The organism is Corynebacterium sp. MSK047 (genome assembly GCF_030232285.1).
GTDB classification, from domain to species: domain Bacteria; phylum Actinomycetota; class Actinomycetes; order Mycobacteriales; family Mycobacteriaceae; genus Corynebacterium; species Corynebacterium jeikeium_D.
Map to the genome: position 1 here is coordinate 1 of NZ_JASPJI010000017.1, position 16,522 is coordinate 16,522.

The 16,522-nt window shown below is 57.9% G+C and carries 14 protein-coding genes; 11 read left to right on the top strand and 3 right to left on the bottom strand.

The window, feature by feature from the left end:
- Nucleotides 1-228: 228 nt before the first annotated feature.
- Nucleotides 229-693, bottom strand: a complete 465-nt coding sequence (locus QP981_RS07925) for a DUF3817 domain-containing protein (RefSeq protein WP_187405387.1) — start codon at nucleotides 691-693, stop codon at nucleotides 229-231.
- Between the two features lie 115 nt (nucleotides 694-808).
- Here QP981_RS07925 and ruvC point away from each other — a divergent pair, with 115 nt between their 5' ends.
- The 8 genes from ruvC (at nucleotide 809) to QP981_RS07965 (ending at nucleotide 10,156) form a co-directional block, all read left to right on the top strand.
- The gene (gene ruvC, locus QP981_RS07930; protein WP_284857778.1) at nucleotides 809-1,366 is read left to right on the top strand and encodes a crossover junction endodeoxyribonuclease RuvC; all 558 of its coding nucleotides are present in this window, start codon (nucleotides 809-811) and stop codon (nucleotides 1,364-1,366) included.
- An 82-nt stretch (nucleotides 1,367-1,448) separates the two neighbouring features.
- Nucleotides 1,449-2,069, top strand: a complete 621-nt coding sequence (ruvA, locus tag QP981_RS07935) for a Holliday junction branch migration protein RuvA (RefSeq protein WP_070438350.1) — start codon at nucleotides 1,449-1,451, stop codon at nucleotides 2,067-2,069.
- Between the two features lie 66 nt (nucleotides 2,070-2,135).
- Nucleotides 2,136-3,248 carry a Holliday junction branch migration DNA helicase RuvB gene (gene ruvB / locus QP981_RS07940; RefSeq protein WP_070438353.1) on the top strand — a complete coding sequence of 371 codons (1,113 nt, stop codon included), beginning with the start codon at nucleotides 2,136-2,138 and terminating at the stop codon, nucleotides 3,246-3,248.
- A gap of 66 nt (nucleotides 3,249-3,314) precedes the next feature.
- A complete protein-coding gene (gene yajC / locus QP981_RS07945) occupies nucleotides 3,315-3,779 on the top strand; it encodes a preprotein translocase subunit YajC (protein WP_070642999.1) in 465 nt (154 codons plus the stop codon).
- Between the two features lie 311 nt (nucleotides 3,780-4,090).
- Nucleotides 4,091-6,016, top strand: coding sequence for a protein translocase subunit SecD (gene secD / locus QP981_RS07950; protein ID WP_070602553.1), 1,926 nt, complete (start codon nucleotides 4,091-4,093; stop codon nucleotides 6,014-6,016).
- Between the two features lie 6 nt (nucleotides 6,017-6,022).
- The gene (gene secF / locus QP981_RS07955; protein WP_070602555.1) at nucleotides 6,023-7,240 is read left to right on the top strand and encodes a protein translocase subunit SecF; all 1,218 of its coding nucleotides are present in this window, start codon (nucleotides 6,023-6,025) and stop codon (nucleotides 7,238-7,240) included.
- 110 nt (nucleotides 7,241-7,350) lie between these two features.
- Entirely contained in the window at nucleotides 7,351-7,887 is a 537-nt protein-coding gene (locus tag QP981_RS07960; protein ID WP_016422687.1) for an adenine phosphoribosyltransferase, read from the top strand.
- 7 nt (nucleotides 7,888-7,894) lie between these two features.
- Nucleotides 7,895-10,156 (top strand): RelA/SpoT family protein, encoded by a 2,262-nt coding sequence (locus QP981_RS07965; protein ID WP_016422688.1) that lies wholly within the window; start codon nucleotides 7,895-7,897, stop codon nucleotides 10,154-10,156.
- A gap of 121 nt (nucleotides 10,157-10,277) precedes the next feature.
- Here QP981_RS07965 and QP981_RS07970 read toward each other — a convergent pair whose 3' ends face one another.
- Nucleotides 10,278-11,117: a peptidylprolyl isomerase gene (locus QP981_RS07970; protein WP_049190815.1), complete on the bottom strand. Its 840-nt coding sequence runs from the start codon at nucleotides 11,115-11,117 to the stop codon at nucleotides 10,278-10,280.
- A 291-nt stretch (nucleotides 11,118-11,408) separates the two neighbouring features.
- Between QP981_RS07970 and QP981_RS07975 the strand changes: the two genes are divergently transcribed.
- Nucleotides 11,409-12,080: an MBL fold metallo-hydrolase gene (locus QP981_RS07975; protein WP_070866358.1), complete on the top strand. Its 672-nt coding sequence runs from the start codon at nucleotides 11,409-11,411 to the stop codon at nucleotides 12,078-12,080.
- Between the two features lie 43 nt (nucleotides 12,081-12,123).
- Complete coding sequence (gene hisS / locus QP981_RS07980) at nucleotides 12,124-13,407, top strand: histidine--tRNA ligase (RefSeq protein WP_284847264.1); 1,284 nt, start codon at nucleotides 12,124-12,126, stop codon at nucleotides 13,405-13,407.
- Between the two features lie 27 nt (nucleotides 13,408-13,434).
- Here the strand turns inward: hisS and ypfJ are convergent, their stop codons facing one another.
- Complete coding sequence (ypfJ, locus tag QP981_RS07985) at nucleotides 13,435-14,322, bottom strand: KPN_02809 family neutral zinc metallopeptidase (RefSeq protein ID WP_005511486.1); 888 nt, start codon at nucleotides 14,320-14,322, stop codon at nucleotides 13,435-13,437.
- A 271-nt stretch (nucleotides 14,323-14,593) separates the two neighbouring features.
- Here ypfJ and aspS point away from each other — a divergent pair, with 271 nt between their 5' ends.
- On the top strand, nucleotides 14,594-16,423 hold the full coding sequence (aspS, locus tag QP981_RS07990) for an aspartate--tRNA ligase (protein WP_284857777.1): 1,830 nt from the start codon (nucleotides 14,594-14,596) through the stop codon (nucleotides 16,421-16,423).
- Nucleotides 16,424-16,522 lie beyond the last annotated feature (99 nt).

Here is a 16,522-nt window from a genome sequence, read left to right on the forward strand (position 1 = left end):
GGTAGTGCTCGGCGGGTTAACTCCCCGGGAGGTAATCTCTGGTGTTATCCATGATGCAATGACCGCCTGACCCTACCAGGTCATTTTTGTCATAAACGCAGTCAGTAACTCGCATTGGGGTAAGTAGCGAAGGGTGCCCGCCCGCCGACGCACCGGTCGACACGCCAGACGGACACACTTTTGCCAATAAACCCGATTTTGGTTTCTGAAAGTTTTAGTAGAACCGTTTTAAGAGAACCACTGAGTCGGAGGTCCCGCCATCAGCAACAGTGTGAAGACCACGACGAGAACAATCAGGATGACGAATGCCGAGATAAACGGGCGGCGAATAATCATCGCGAGTGCCCACTCGAAAATGCCCTGTGGCTCCTCGGATTCGTCGGTAAAGCGCCAGGGCCGATCCAAGAGGCCTGCCTTCAGTGTGTTTCGTTCAAACGGATAGGTTGCGAATGGAATGATAGAAGAGGCGAGGCCGATGACACCGCGGCCAAAGCTCCACTGCTGGTTGATCCACACCATGATGGTGGTGACTACGTAGCACAGGAACGTAAAACCGTGGATGCCGCCGAAGATGGTGGTGGCGATGTCAGTGACTTTGAACAGGTACTTCAGTGCCAGCCCCAAGAGCAGCAGAGCCCACGTGACCATTTCAGCTGCAGCGAGAACGCCGTAGAGCTTCTTCGGTGAATTCATGGTGTTAAACCTATCAGAACCAACGGTTGGTACCCCGTGTAGCTACGATACAAACAGCTGTTCGAAATGTGGTATTAGTGGAGAGGTGAATTATCGAGCTGGATCTCTGCGGGTGATGGGTATCGACCCTGGCCTTACTCGTTGTGGTCTCTCCATTGCGGAAGGTGCTCAGGGCAGGAAAGTCATTCCCATTGCGGTGGGGGTCGCCCGCACACCAACCACGGCATCGTTGGAAGATCGTCTTCTACGGCTTTCCAATGCCGTGGAGCAGTGGATGGATGAGTACGAGCCGGACGTGGTTGCGATGGAACGGGTATTCGAGCGCGGCAACGTGTCCACCGTAATGCAGACTGCGCACGCGGTTGGTGTCCTTGTCCTCGCTGCGGCGAGACGCGGTTTGGAAGTGCATATGTACACGCCGTCGGAGGTAAAGAAGGCGCTTACCGGCAACGGTCGGGCTGATAAGAAGCAGATGACCATGATGGTGACGAGAATCCTCGGGTTGGAAACTCCGCCAAAACCTGCGGACGCAGCGGATGCGTTGGCCATCGCTATCTGCCACTGTTGGCGTGGTCCGGTTCTGCAACGCCAGCGCGACACCTTGGCTGCGCTTGCTAGGCAACACGAGGAGCGGGAGTTGGAGCTTTCTCGCCGTGAGAATCCCTCGCGGTAGGGGAGCCTGCTAGAGCACACTTGTGAGTTCGGCGTTTATCGCGGTGTCTTTAGGGAAGCCGTAGTGAAAGGAATTGTGAGAAGTGATTGCATCTCTACGCGGTGAGGTTATCGATCTCGGTGCGGACTATTGCGTTATCGAGTGCGGTGGTGTCGGGCATTTGGTCACCATTACGGGCAGGTTAGCTTCTCAGTTGGTGAGGCATGAGCAAACTTTTATGTTGACCACAATGGCGGTTCGTGAAGATGCGATAACGCTTTTTGGTTTCGCCAACTCGCAGGAACGTGAGATGTTTGCGCTCTTGCGCACTGTCTCGACAGTGGGGCCAAAGGTAGCGATGTCTGTTCTTTCGGTACTGTCGCCGGCCGAGATTGCCAATGCGGTTGCCTCAAAGAATGCCAAGGCCCTGCAGGCGGCTAACGGCGTCGGCAAGCGATTGGCGGAGCGCCTGTTGGTTGAGTTGAAGGATAAGGTCGAGGTTTTCGCGGATAGGGCGGTATCCCAGCCGGAGGAAGCTGCAAGCGGAGCAGCGCCTGGCATTGTTTTGAAGGCAGATTTGGATCAGGTCGTTGGTGCTTTGGTCGGGCTTGGGTTCCCGGAAGCTGAGGCGAATGAGGCAGCGGAGACCGTTGTTCGGATTGATCCGACCTTGGATACATCAATGGCGCTGAAGGCGGCGTTAAAGACATTGGGCGAGAAGTAAATCCACGTCGAGGACCTGCAGCTACATTGATGATGAAAATTGGTAGTGCACTAGGATGAGGGGACTATGAGCGATATCGAGCGCACGGAGTTTAACGTGTCGGGCAATCCCTTCAGGGACTCTTTAGGTGGAGCAGCCAACGACCATTTTGGCGGTGGGGGAAATGGTGCACAACGTGATGTCGATGCCCGCGCTCAGGTCGAGGAAGTCGATGCGGAATCGAACCTGCGACCAAAGTCGTTAGGGGAGTTTATCGGCCAACCCAAGGTCCGCGAGCAGCTGGATTTGGTGCTCTCCGGGGCACGGGGACGAAATGTGACTCCGGACCACATTCTGCTGTCGGGACCTCCCGGCCTGGGTAAGACCACCATGGCCATGATTATTGCGCAGGAGATGGGGTCCTCCCTGCGAATGACGTCCGGTCCGGCGCTTATTCGCGCTGGCGATTTGGCAGCAATGCTGTCGAACCTGCTCGAGGGCGATGTACTATTCATTGACGAGATCCACCGCATTGCCAGGCCCGTGGAGGAAATGCTCTACATGGCAATGGAAGATTTCCGTATTGATGTCATCGTGGGAAAGGGGCCTGGAGCTACGTCAATTCCACTCGAGATTCCACCTTTTACGCTGGTAGGCGCAACGACGCGCTCGGGTATGCTGACTGGCCCACTGCGTGACCGTTTCGGTTTTACTGCGCAGATGGAGTTCTACGAGGTCGAGGATCTGACAAAGGTGGTTACCCGTGCCGCTGGGATCCTCGGGGTGGATATCAGCCCTGAGGCTGCAGTGGAGATTGCCTCGCGTTCGCGAGGTACGCCGCGAATTGCCAACCGTCTACTGCGTCGCGTTCGCGATTTCGCAGATGTTCACTCCGGTGGCGTTATTGATCTTGGTGCGGCCAAGGCGGCGTTGATTGTCTTCGATGTCGATGAGCTTGGGCTGGACCGCTTGGACCGCGCAGTGCTGACTGCCCTGGTCAAGGGGCACGGTGGCGGCCCGGTGGGCGTGAATTCCCTGGCGTTGGCAGTCGGTGAGGAGCCCTCGACTGTGGAAGAAGTGTGCGAGCCCTACCTGGTCCGTGCCGGGATGATTGCGCGTACATCGCGCGGACGCGTGGCAACTGCCCGAGCATGGCGGCACTTGGGGTTGCAGCCGCCGGAGGGAACTATCGGAGAATAGCTTTCTCATCGACCCGGCCGGGGCAGTGTGGAATTGCTAGCTGGCAATTCGTTAAACTCGGCAGACATGGATCAAACTATTCTCCTCCTACTTATTTTCTTGTTCCTGGCGCTGCCAATTTGGCAGATTATCAAGCAGAACAAGCAGGTGCGCACCATTCGGGACATGCAGGATAAGTTGGCCCCGGGCGCAGAGGTCATCACCGGTTCCGGTATGCATGGTGTGGTCGTTGATACGACCGAAACGACCGTCGACCTCATCATTGCTGACGGCATCGTGACCCGTTGGGAAAAGGGCGCCATTGCCCGCAACCTCACCACCGGTACCGGAGCTAGCTACGCTCACCGTGACCGACGTGGCCGTGTTTCCGATGCGCCAGATGACCACGTCGGCGACGTCCAAGAAATCACCGGCCACGGTCCGGCTGACAATGCAGCTTCGGACGCCAATGAGCAGGTTGAGAACCCAAATACTTCGAGTACCCCGGATAACCCGGGTACAGACGGTTCCGCTTCCACCGAAAAGCAGTAGCAGTTTTTTGCACGCCCACACTCCGCCGGTTTGCATGCATCCAAGCTGTCGCGTGCGCCGTGAGGCTAGCGGGCGCGTCCCAGGTTTCGCCGTCGGCAAGCGTGGGCAAGATTTTCACTAAATAGGTACAAGTCAAAACCGGCGCACTACGCTAAATCGGTTATTCTCTAGCGGTTGGTGTTTATAGCTTTGCTTAGCGACGCCCGCAATGCCTCTTCCTGGTATCGCGCGATTTCGCGGTGCGGTTATAGACCTGCGTTTCTACCCGAAGCGCTTAAGTACCTAAACGTCACGATTCAGGAGACTTTGCTTTGAACAGCAAATCCAGATCCGGTGCGAATACATTCAAGAGGAACTGGCCGCAGTGGCTGTTGGCACTGTTTGTTGGCTTCCTCATCCTTACGTACGCACTCGTCTTTTTCACCGGCGGCGGATCAGCCAAGCCAAAGTTGGGCATCGACTTGCAGGGTGGTACCCGAGTAACCTTGGTGCCGCAGGGCGAAAAGCCGACGCGCGATCAGCTGGACCAGGCTCGCAAGATTCTGGAGAACCGCGTAAACGGCATGGGCGTCAGCGGCGCTCAAGTTGTCACCGACGGTGACACGCTGGTCATTACCGTGCCGGGTGAAGACTCACAGGAGGCGCGTACGCTCGGCCAGACTTCGCAGCTCTTCTTCCGTCCGGTAGAACAGCCCACCCAGGGCCCTGATGAAGCTGCCTTTGGCGAGGTAGTTAAGAAGACTGCTGAAGATTGGGTGTCAGTCGGTGTCCTCTCGAAGGAGGACGCCACCAAGCGTGTTGATGACCTCTACAAGGACATGAACGAAACGCAGAAGCGTGCAATTGATGCCTTCAAGGAACAGAACCCAGATCAGCCGGTTCCCGAGGAGCTGTCCAAGTCGCTGGGCGAGGCCCCGAAGTTGGACGCAACAGCTCCGGCAAAGCCGGCGAACTCAATTGAAGCGGCCGAGCTGCGTACGAAGGTTCGTGACGTGCTGTTGGCGACTCGCCAGTCCGAAGACCCAACGACACAGTTTGCAGCCGCTGCGCTGATGACCTGCGATAACCGCGATGCAGTTGATCCGCTACAGGGTGCCGATGACCCGGCCAAGCCGCTGGTGACCTGTGCGCCCGAAGGCGGTAAAGCCATCTTCCTGGGCAAGGCTCCGCTGTTGATTGGGCAGGAGGACGAGGCCAAGGGCCAGCGTCTGTCCGGCGACGCTATTGATACCAATGCGCCGATTAACGGTGGTTACGATCAGCAGTCTGGTCAGATTCAAGTCTCCTTTAGCTTCAAGTCCGGGAAGAATGACACCGGCGCTCGCACATGGACCAAGTTGACCAATGACTACCTGCAGCGGCAGGTCGCTATCGTGTTGGACTCGAAGGTCATTTCCGCCCCGGTGATTCAGGAGGCAACCCCAGTTGGTTCTGCCACCCGCATCACGGGCGACTTCTCAATCGACGAGGCACAGGGGCTGGCCAATAACCTGCGTTATGGTGCACTGCCGCTGTCGTTCGCAGGTGAGGACGGCGAGCCGGGCGGCACCACCACGACTATCCCGGCCATGCTTGGTTCGGCTTCCTTGGAAGCCGGTCTGCTTGCCGGCATTATCGGTATCGCCCTGATTGTCGTCTACGCGATTGCTCTCTACCGCGGCCTGGGCGTGATTTCGCTGGTTTCGCTGGCAGCAGCTGGAGCGATGGTCTACGGCGTCCTTGTCCTTCTTGGTCGTTGGATTGGCTACTCGCTCGATCTCGCTGGCATCGCCGGCATCATCATCTCTATCGGCGTAACGGCTGACTCCTTCATCGTCTTCTTCGAACGCATTAAGGACGAAATCCGCGCGGGTAGAACTTTCCGCTCCGCGGTTCCGCACGCTTGGCGACGAGCACGGCGCACCATCCTATCGGGTAACTTTGTGTCCATCATTGCGGCTGTGGTTCTTTACATCCTGGCCGTTGGCGATGTCCGCGGTTTCGCGTTCACACTTGGTCTCTCCACAGCATTCGACATTGTGACGGCTTTCCTCGTGACTGCGCCGTTGGTCATCCTGGCTACTCGTAAGTGGCCAGCTTTGTCCAAGCCGTCGATGAACGGCTTCGGCTCGGTCATGGAGATTGCACAGAGGAATAAGACTGTAGCTGCCGGTAAGAAGGCCGGAGCCTCCGATGCCTCCGCCAGTACGGCTGCCGACACCGGTGCAGCTCACTCCAGCGCGAATGAGGGGAAGTAGGAATCCATGAATACTACTCAGACGAATCCGGCGCTAATCACTGAGCCAGAAAGCGTGAAAGACGACTCCTTCTTCCGCCGCCTCTACACCGGCGAGGGTGGAATCAACATCGTCGGCAAGCGGAAGCGCTGGTACCAGATTGCCGTCGCCATCATCGTTGTTGCTTTCGCAGCGATGCTGATTCGCGGGTTCAGCTTCGGTATCGACTTCGAGGGCGGTACCAAGATGACTATGCCGCCGGCCTCAGTGACAACTGAGCAGGCCGAGGAGGTTTTCACCGAGGCGACCGGCGTGAAGCCGGAGCTGGTGCAAATTATCGGTTCTGGTGAGGGCCGAATCCTGGAGATCACCTCTGAGAAGCTGACTCAGGACCAGATTAATAGTGCTCGTATCGCGTTGAATGATGCATTCAAGCCCGTCGATGTGCAGGGGCAGCAGACCCCGGATGCCATTGGTGACTCGACCGTGTCGGAGTCGTGGGGCTCTTCGATTACCAACCGAATGCTGCTGGCTGCAGTAGTGTTCCTGGGTCTGGTGTTCATCTACATCACCATTCACTTCGAGCGCGACATGGCCATTGCCGCAATTCTCGCCCTGGTTGTGGATGCAATCGTGATTATGGGCATCTACGCGCTCATTGGTCTTGACGTCACCCCGGCAACCATTATCGGCTTGCTGACAGTGCTGTCGTTCTCCCTGTACGACACCGTCGTGGTTTTCGACAAGGTCGACGAGAACACGGCAGGCTATCGTTCATCGACCCGTAGAAGTTACGCCGAGTTGGTGAACCTGGCGGTCAACCAAACCATCATGCGTTCTATCAACACCACGGTGTCGACGCTCCTGCCAATCCTGGCACTGATGGTCATCGCCGTGGGCATGCTAGGGGTCGGAACGCTGAAGGACCTTGCACTCGTTCAGCTCATCGGCATTATTCAAGGTACGTTCTCTTCGATCTTCCTGGCTTCGTCGCTGTTGGTGTCTCTTAAGTCGCGGCAGCGTGAATACCGCAAGCATGAAGAGGCGGTACTGTCTGCCCGCGCAAAGGCATCTGAGGGAGCCGGTTCGGGCACCGATTCCGCCACCACTGATGTTGCGGAGGACTCGGCCTCGAAGGAGCCGTCGGCAAGCGAGATGGAACATTCGACGCCGAAACGAACGGTGACGACTCCGAAGCTTGAGGGCGATGAAGACAAGCCGCTGTCCTGGCGTCCGGGGCAGTAGGAGGTAGCGCCTCCCAGTGGTTCGGGTGAAACTACTTTAAAAGCGCATTGTGCGGGTATCGTTGACAGGTACCCGCACTTTTTCTTTTCGCCGAAAAGGAGCTTAAACCTGTGTCGTATGCACACGCGCGTGAGGCATTAGCCGATCAGATTCGGTTCGTGCCCGATTTTCCAGTTGAGGGCGTACTCTTCGAGGACCTGACGCCGGCGCTTGCCGACGCCACGACGTTCGCCCTGATTGTGGACGAGATTTCCGCCAAGGTGGAAGAGTTCGGGGCTGATGTTATAGGCAGCCTAGATGCGCGTGGATTCCTGCTGGGTTCTGCGGTGGCGTACAAGCTTGGACTGGGAGTGCTCGCTATTCGTAAGAAGGGTAAGCTACCACCGCCTGTGCTGACCGAGACCTATGAACTGGAATATGGTACGGCTGCGCTTGAGATTCCGGCTAGTGGGTTTGAGCTGAAGGGCAAGAAGGCCGTACTTGTCGACGATGTGTTGGCAACTGGTGGCACCCTGTGTGCAGCTCGCGCCCTGCTGGAGACAGCTGGTGTCGAGGTAACCGGGCTGTGCACCGTGCTGGAGGTTGAAGGCCTGGGAGCTCGGGAGAAGCTTGCTGATCTGCCTTTGTACGTGGTTAATAAGGGGTGAATGAGTCATGGCTGAAGGGCCCGCACGCCGTTATGGTGCCCGCCTAGCGCGAAGCCTTACCGGCAACAGAACGAAAATCCGCCCGGTGCTAGATCCCCTTGTCGCGGTGCATCGACAGGTGCATCCGCGCGCAGATTTGGCTGTGCTTCAGCGTGCCTACGATACCGCCGAGCGCCTTCACGACGGCGTGTACCGGAAATCCGGCGAGCCATACATCACTCACCCGCTTGCAGTCGCCACTATTGCCGCCGAGATCGGCATGGATACCACCACGCTGGTGGCAGCGCTACTACATGACACGGTCGAAGATACCGATTACACGCTGGAGGACCTGGAGCGGGACTTCGGCCCAGAAGTCGCACGACTGGTCGACGGCGTGACCAAATTGGATAAGGTCGCGTTGGGCTCCGCCGCCGAGGCAGAGACCGTGCGAAAGATGATTATCGCCATGAGCCAGGACCCGCGCGTGCTGGTTATCAAGGTGGCTGACCGGCTGCATAACATGCGCACAATGCGCTTCCTGCCGCCGGAAAAGCAGGCTAAGAAGGCCCGTGAGACCCTCGAGGTGATTGCACCGCTGGCGCATCGTTTGGGAATGGCCAGCGTGAAGTGGGAGTTGGAAGATCTCTCCTTCGCCATTTTGTACCCGAAGAAGTACGACGAGATTGTGCGTTTGGTCGCAGATCGAGCGCCGCAGCGGGACCGGTACATCCAGGAAGTCTCCGAGATGATTCAGAAGGATCTGAAGGAGTCTCACATTGCTGCTGAGGTACAGGGCAGGCCGAAGCACTACTGGTCGATTTATCAGAAGATGATTGTCCGCGGCCATGAGTTCGACGAGATTTTTGACCTGGTCGGACTTCGAGTTCTGGTGGACACGACCAAGGATTGCTATGCCGCGATGGGTGCCGTCCACTCGCTGTTCAAACCTATGCCGGGGCGATTCAAGGACTATATTTCCGCGCCGCGTTTCGGGGTTTACCAGTCGTTGCACACAACGGTCATCGGTCCAGGTGGCTCCCCGCTAGAAGTGCAGATTCGCACCCATGAGATGCACTACAACGCTGAGTACGGCATTGCCGCACACTGGCGCTACAAGGAAACCAAGGGCTCTCACAAGGGAGATTCCGCCGAAGTCGATCAGATGGCGTGGATGCGTCAGCTGCTGGATTGGCAGCGGGAGGCCGCAGATCCTAACGAGTTCCTGGACTCCCTGCGCTATGACCTCTCAGTCACTGAAATTTTTGCGTTCACACCTAAGGGCGATGTCATCACATTGCCTGCGGACTCCACGCCGGTCGACTTTGCCTACGCGGTCCATACTGAAGTAGGTCACCGATGTATTGGTGCCAAAGTCAACGGCAAGCTAGTGGCGTTGGAATCACCGCTAAAAACTGGCGACCGCGTCGAGATTTTCACGTCCAAGGATGCCGATTCCGGTCCGTCTAAGGACTGGGAGAAGTTTGTTAAAACTCCACGTGCGCGGGCAAAGATCCGTCAGTGGTTTGCCAAAGAGCGCCGCGAGGAGGCACTCGATGCCGGCCGTGACGCGCTGGCTGCAGAGGTACAGCGCGGCGGTCTGCCGATGCACCGCCTGTTCACTCCGGCGTCCATCAAACAGATTGCCTCCGAGCTGCACTATGCGGATGTCGATGCGCTCTATACCGCTATCGGTAAGGGGCAGGTCTCAGCGCAGCATGTGACTCACCGGCTGATGGCGCAGTTCTCGAGCGCGGACGATGCCGAAGAGCAGTTGGTCTCCCGCACGCCAATTTCAAAGATGAACGTGCACAACACTCCGCGCCGCGCTGACAGCACGGGTGTGTTGGTAGAAGGCAGCGCGGATATGGCCGCTAAGCTTGCCAAATGCTGTACGCCTGTGCCGGGCGATGCCATCTTTGGCTTCGTCACCCGCGGCGGTGGGGTCAGTGTGCACCGTACGGACTGCACTAATGCGGAGAAGCTGCACCAGGAGCCGGAGCGCATTATCGAGGTCTCCTGGGCAACAGATTCCTCCGGTGCGGTCTTCATGGTTACGGTGCAAATCGAAGCACTTGACCGTCATGGACTGCTCTCGGAGATTACTCGCGTCTTCTCCGATCAGAAGGTCTCAATCCTGTCGACGTCCTCCCATACCTCCGATGACCGCGTTGCCGTAATGCGTTTTAGCTTCGAGGTTTCGGACACTAAGCAGATGGGCTATATCTTCAACATTCTGCGCGGTGTCGAGGGAGTCTTCGATGTCTACCGCATTACTTCTGGTCAGTAGGCGGTTTAGCAGCCCATCGATATGTGAAAAAGGATGAGGCCGCGTAGGTATTAAAACAGGGCCAAGGTGAAACACCTTGGCCCTGTTTTTGATTAATTTCTGAATCAATCAGTTGAGTCAGCTACTTGACTTCCGCCTTCTCAATACGGACTTCCTTAGCTGGCTTACCGTCAGAGGTACCGCCGCCCTCGATACCGTTCTTCGCAATGTCCGCAACCGTCTTGGTGCCCTCGTCAGTCATGGAGCCAAGCACGGTGTACTGCGGAGGCAGCTGAGAATCTGCCCAGTTGAGGAAGAACTGGCTGCCGTTGGCATCTGGGTCGCTCGGGTTTGCCATGGCGATAGAGCCCTTCGGGTACACCAACGGGGTATTCTGATCCAGACCAGAATCCTTGACCGGCCATTCGCCAGCGAACTTGAAGCCCGGGCCGCCGGTACCGGTACCAGTCGGGTCGCCACACTGCAGAACGTTCAGGCCACCACCGGTAATACGGTGGCACACAGTGTCATTGAAGTAGTCGGACTTGGCCATGTGCTCAATTGCATTGACGCCGCAAGGTGAAATAGCGCGGTCCAGCTCCATCGGAATGTCGCCCTGGTTAGTCTTCAGGGTGATGGTTACAGTGCCAGTGGCGGGAACGTTGTCGGTAGCTGGCTTATCTATGTCCTTCGATGCCTCGCCATCATCCGGGTAGTCACAGGTCACGGTTTCCGGAAGTGGGGAAGAGCGCTTCATTGGAACCTTTTCACCGCTGACAGGAGTAGCTGTCAGAGCTGCAGGTTCGACTGGAGTCGTGGATTCATCAGCGGCCTCATTGTCGTCAGCGCCGCCAGCCGTGGTCAGCAAGTAGATGCCGCCACCGATAAAGAGCAGGATAGCCAAGGTGGTTACGACAACGCCCAGTGGCTTCAGCTTCTCGGCACGTGCACGGCGCTTAAGTTCGCGCTCGAGCGTCCGCATCGCATCTTTGCGCCTTTGCTCATTATTGGCCACTAGTCTTTCTCCGTATCTGTTAGTCATCTATTGCTGGTGACGGAACACCAGCGGACGATTTTGCCCATTGATAGTGACCGCATTTGAAGTAACAGCTCAGTCGGTCACCGTCGCGTACACAATCGACCATTATGCCCGGGATTGCTTCCCATTTGCGAGATGACAGGCCAAGGCGCTAGGGGAAAGGTGCTCCTTCCTGTTTTCGGAAGGAGTAATCAGCCTGCCGGGGGCTGTACGGAATCGATACAATGGAGCGCCATGGAGATATTTGGTTTTGCAGCCGGCCCTTTTCAGACCAACTGCTACGTGGCAACAGGCGCTCCGGAAATGGACGGCCTGTCCACCCCATGCGTCATTGTTGACCCGGGCATGGGGGCGTTCGAGGTAGTACGCGGCGAGGTTGAGAAGCGAGATTGGAAGCCGGAAGCAATTCTGCTGACCCATGGTCATATCGACCATGTCCGCGATGTCGCGGAGGCCGCCGACTTCTGGGATATTCCCGTCTTCATTCACGAAAGCGACAATGTGTTGCTGGCCAATCCGAAGCTCGGCGGTTCTTCTTTCGGACACCTCTTTGACATCGATTCCATGCAGGCTTATACGAAAGCCGATTTCTTCGAGGATGGCGACGAAGTAAAGTGGGCAGGGTTGAATTTCGAAGTCATTCACGCACCGGGTCACTCTCCGGGCTGTGTAATGCTGCGCGCTTCCGATGGGGAAGATGAGATTGTCTTCAGCGGGGACGTCCTCTTTAAGGGGGCTATCGGTCGCGTAGATTTGCCGGGCAGTAGTCCGGAGCACATGCAGCAGTCGTTGAAGGATAAGGTCCTCCCGCTGGCGGATGACCTCATGATTCTTCCGGGCCATGGCTCCGCATCGTCGATAGGCGAGGAACGCGCGACCAACCCGTTCCTGCAAAACCTCACCTAGCCTGGCTGACACCTCGTGAGAGTTGGCAGGTAGAGTTAGCGGGGTGAACTCTAGCCAGAAGCCAAAGAAGTTGAAGCCATTCTCCGCGCCCAAGGGCGTGCCGGATTACGTCCCGCCGGTCTCCCGCGAATTCGAGGCGGTGCGAAACTCATTCCAGCACCGCGCACGACTTGCGGGCTATGAGCACATTGAGCTGCCAATTTTCGAGGACACCGGGCTTTTTGCACGTGGCGTAGGTGAATCGACGGACGTCGTCACCAAGGAGATGTACACGTTCGCCGACCGCGGCGACCGCTCCGTCACCCTGCGCCCGGAGGGTACCGCGGGCGTGATGCGCGCGGTCATTGAGCACAATTTGGACCGCGGTCAGTTGCCGGTCAAGCTTTCCTACGCGGGGCCGTTCTTCCGCTATGAACGCCCGCAGGCAGGCCGTTACCGTCAGTTGCAGCAGGTGGGCGTAGAGGCAATCGGCGTCGATGATCCTGCGCTGGACGCTGAAGTCATCGCGCTTGCCGACGCATGTTTCCGCGGCATCGGCCTGGAAGGATTCCGGCTTGAGCTGACAAGCCTCGGTGACAACACCTGTCGCCCCGAATACCGCGCTAAGCTGCAGGAATTCTTGTTTGACCTGCCTCTGGATGAGGAAACGCGCCACCGTGCAAACATCAACCCGCTGCGCGTTCTCGACGATAAGCGACCGGAAATGCAGGAAATGCTCGCCGACGCGCCGCTGATGCTGGACCACCTTTCCGACAGCGCCCGCAGTCACTTTGAAGCTGTGACTGGACTGTTGGATGACATGAAGGTGCCCTATGTCATCAATCCTCGAATGGTGCGCGGACTGGACTACTACACCAAGACGTGCTTCGAGTTTGTTCACGACGGCCTTGGTGCTCAGTCGGGTATCGGTGGCGGTGGTCGCTACGACGGGCTGATGGCGCAGCTCGGCGGCCAAGAGCTGTCTGGAATTGGCTTTGGTTTGGGTGTGGATCGCGCGCTGCTCGCACTGGAAGCAGAGGGCAAGCAGGCCAGCGATGGTCGACGCGTCGATGTGTATGGTGTTGCGCTCGGTGAAGAAGCCGCTCACGCTATGGCGGTGCAGATCAATAAGCTGCGCCAAGCGGGTATTCGCGCGGATATGTCCTACGGTGGCCGCGGGCTGAAGGGGGCAATGAAGGGTGCCGATCGCGCTGGAGCCCGATTTGCGTTGGTCCTCGGCGAGTCTGAATTGGCCGCGGGCGAGGTTCAGCTGAAGAACCTTGAGTCCCACGAGCAGCACGCAGTCGCCCTAGATGCACTGGTTCCGGAGTTGCAGTCGCGCATCTAGGAAACGCGCATTTGTTGAGTGCGGAGTCTAGCTGTAGACGCCGCGCTCGAGAGTGTCGCACTGAGACATCTTTCCTGACTTGTAGCCGGTCAGGAATGCCTTCGTACGCTGCTCGGCCGAGCCGTGGGTCCAGGAGTCCGGTTGAACACCACCGCCTGAATGCTGCTGGATGGTGTCATCGCCAATGGCCTTCGTAGTTTTGAGGGCATCGGCAACCTGCTCGTCGGAAAGCGGTTCGAGGATTGCGTCCGGACCCTTGTCCGCGTAATGAGCCCAGATACCCGCGTAGCAGTCGGCCTGCAGCTCAATCTTTACAGCGTCGGAATCGGGGCCCGGTTCGTTGTAGTTACTGCGGCCGAGGGTGCCCTCCAACTTCTGGATGTGATGTCCGAATTCGTGGGCCACGACGTATTCCTGAGCGAGCGGTCCGTTGCCTCCGCCCATGCGCTCCAGGGTGCTAAAGAACTCCGTGTCGAAGTAGGCCGTTTGATCAGCGGGGCAGTAGAACGGGCCGGTGGACGAGGACGCTGCGCCGCAGCCCGACTGAGTGGAGCCTTCAAAGAGGACTAGACCTGGGTTCGTGTACTCGATGCCGGCCTGTGCGGGGAGTTGTTCTTCCCAGACTCGGTCGACCGAAATACCGGTGAATTCCATCCGGCAATCGATGCGGCTGTTGGCATCTTCGCCGGTCTTGCAGGGATCCTCGCCAGGGGACTGCTGTGCAGTCTGCGAGGACTGGTTGTTCTGGGCACCTGTCAGCTGTCCCAATTGTCCCGGGTCGCCGCCGAGAAGTAAGTACAGGCCGATGAGGACAAGGCCGCCGATACCGCCACCGCCTACGGCGATAGCGCGGCCACCACCCGAGCGTCGCTCGGCACGAGCCGAGCTCTTTTGGAAGTCATTCCGGAAGGTCATAGGAGTAAGACTATTGCATAAGGTGCGGAAAACGGGCCATTGAATAGCGCTGCGTCATAGTATCCGCATGTAAATCAACGTCAGGATCTACGGAGAACTTTGTCTAAGTGAGTACATGAAGCCCGAGGTAGGCCCACGGCGATGACCGGTAATAAGCAAAATAGCCGGGGTCTTCTTCTCACCTTTCTGGCTTCAAGGTAGACTACACGGACGAAACCGCTATCCACAGCGTTAATCCCTATAGCACCAATTTTGGAAGGACCAATTCGCAGTGCTTCGTACGCATCTTGCCGGAGACCTCCGCGCTGACCTCGCCGGCAGCACAGTAACCCTGACCGGTTGGGTAGGACGCCGCCGTGACCATGGTGGCGTGATCTTCATCGACATGCGTGACCGCTCCGGTTACGCCCAGGTTGTGTTCCGCAACAGCGAAGTTGCTGAGCGTGCACACCACCTGCGCAGCGAATACTGCATTCAGGTCACCGGTGTCGTTGAGAAGCGCCCGGAGGGCTCCGAAAACCCGAACCTGGCATCGGGTGAAATTGAGGTCAATGTTACGGAGCTGACCATCCTCAACGAGTCGGCGGCATTGCCGTTCCAGCTCGAGGATGTTGGAACTTCTGGCACTGTGGGCGAAGAAGCCCGTCTGAAGTACCGCTACCTAGACCTACGCCGTGAAGGCCCGGCCAAGATTATGCGTCTCCGTGCGGCTGTCAACCGCGCAGCCCGTAAGGTGCTGGACAGCCACGACTTCACCGAAATTGAGACCCCGACGTTGACTCGCTCTACGCCGGAAGGTGCTCGTGACTTCGTGGTGCCGGCTCGTTTGAAGCCGGGCACTTTCTACGCACTGCCGCAGTCCCCTCAGTTGTTCAAGCAGCTGCTTATGGTCGCTGGCATGGAGCGCTACTACCAGATCGCCCGCTGCTACCGAGATGAGGACTTCCGCGCTGACCGCCAGCCGGAGTTCACTCAGCTCGACGTTGAGATGAGCTTCGCCGAGCAGGACGATGTCATTGCGCTGGCAGAAGAGATTCTGGTTGCTATCTTCGCCGAGGCCGGTGTCACTGTTCAGACCCCGATTCCACGCATGACCTTCAAGGAGGCCATGGAGAAGTACGGTTCTGACAAGCCGGACCTGCGCTTCGACATTCCGCTGGTGGAGTGCACCGAGTTCTTCAAGGACACCACTTTCCGTGTCTTCCAGAACGATTACGTCGGTGCAGTTGTTATGGACGGTGGCGCATCGCAGCCTCGTCGTCAGCTCGACGCCTGGCAGGATTGGGCCCGCCAGCGCGGCGCAAAGGGCCTGGCCTACATCCTTGTTGGGGAGGACGGCACCCTGGGCGGCCCGGTTGCCAAGAACATTACTGACGCAGAGCGTGAAGGCATCGCGGTGCACGTAGGCGCGAAGCCGGGTGACTGCATCTTCTTCGCTGCAGGTGACGCTAAGAGCTCCCGTGCACTGCTGGGTGCTGCTCGTGGAGAGATTGCCAAGAAGCTCGGCCTTATCAAGGAAGGCGACTGGGCATTCACCTGGGTCGTCGACGCACCGTTGTTCGAGCCGGCTGCCGACGCTACCGCTTCCGGTGACGTTGCGCTGGGCCACTCGCAGTGGACTGCTGTGCACCACGCCTTCACCTCGCCGAAGCCAGAGCACATGGATACCTTCGACAAGGATCCGGGCAACGCACTGGCTTACGCCTACGACATCGTCTGCAACGGTAACGAAATTGGTGGCGGCTCCATTCGTATTCACCGCCCAGATGTCCAGAAGCGCGTCTTCGACGTTATGGGCATCGGCGAGGAAGAGGCACAGGAGCAGTTCGGCTTCCTGCTGGATGCCTTCCAGTACGGCGCTCCGCCGCACGGTGGTATCGCATTCGGTTGGGACCGTATCGTTTCCCTGCTGGCCGGCGTTGACTCCATTCGCGAAGTTATCGCCTTCCCGAAGTCCGGTGGCGGCGTTGATCCGTTGACTGACGCCCCGACTCCGATTACCGCTCAGCAGCGCAAGGAGACCGGTATCGACTTCAAGCCGAAGCCAAAGCAGAAGGCAGACGGCGCTAAGGCAGCAGTCGCCGCAGGCGACAGCAAGTAAACAAAGAAATCACATTGCGAGGAATGTGATCTGCCACTCCAGCGTGAACAGCGCGAGTTGCACCAATTCCTCCTAACCAAGGCGGTACTGGCCACAACG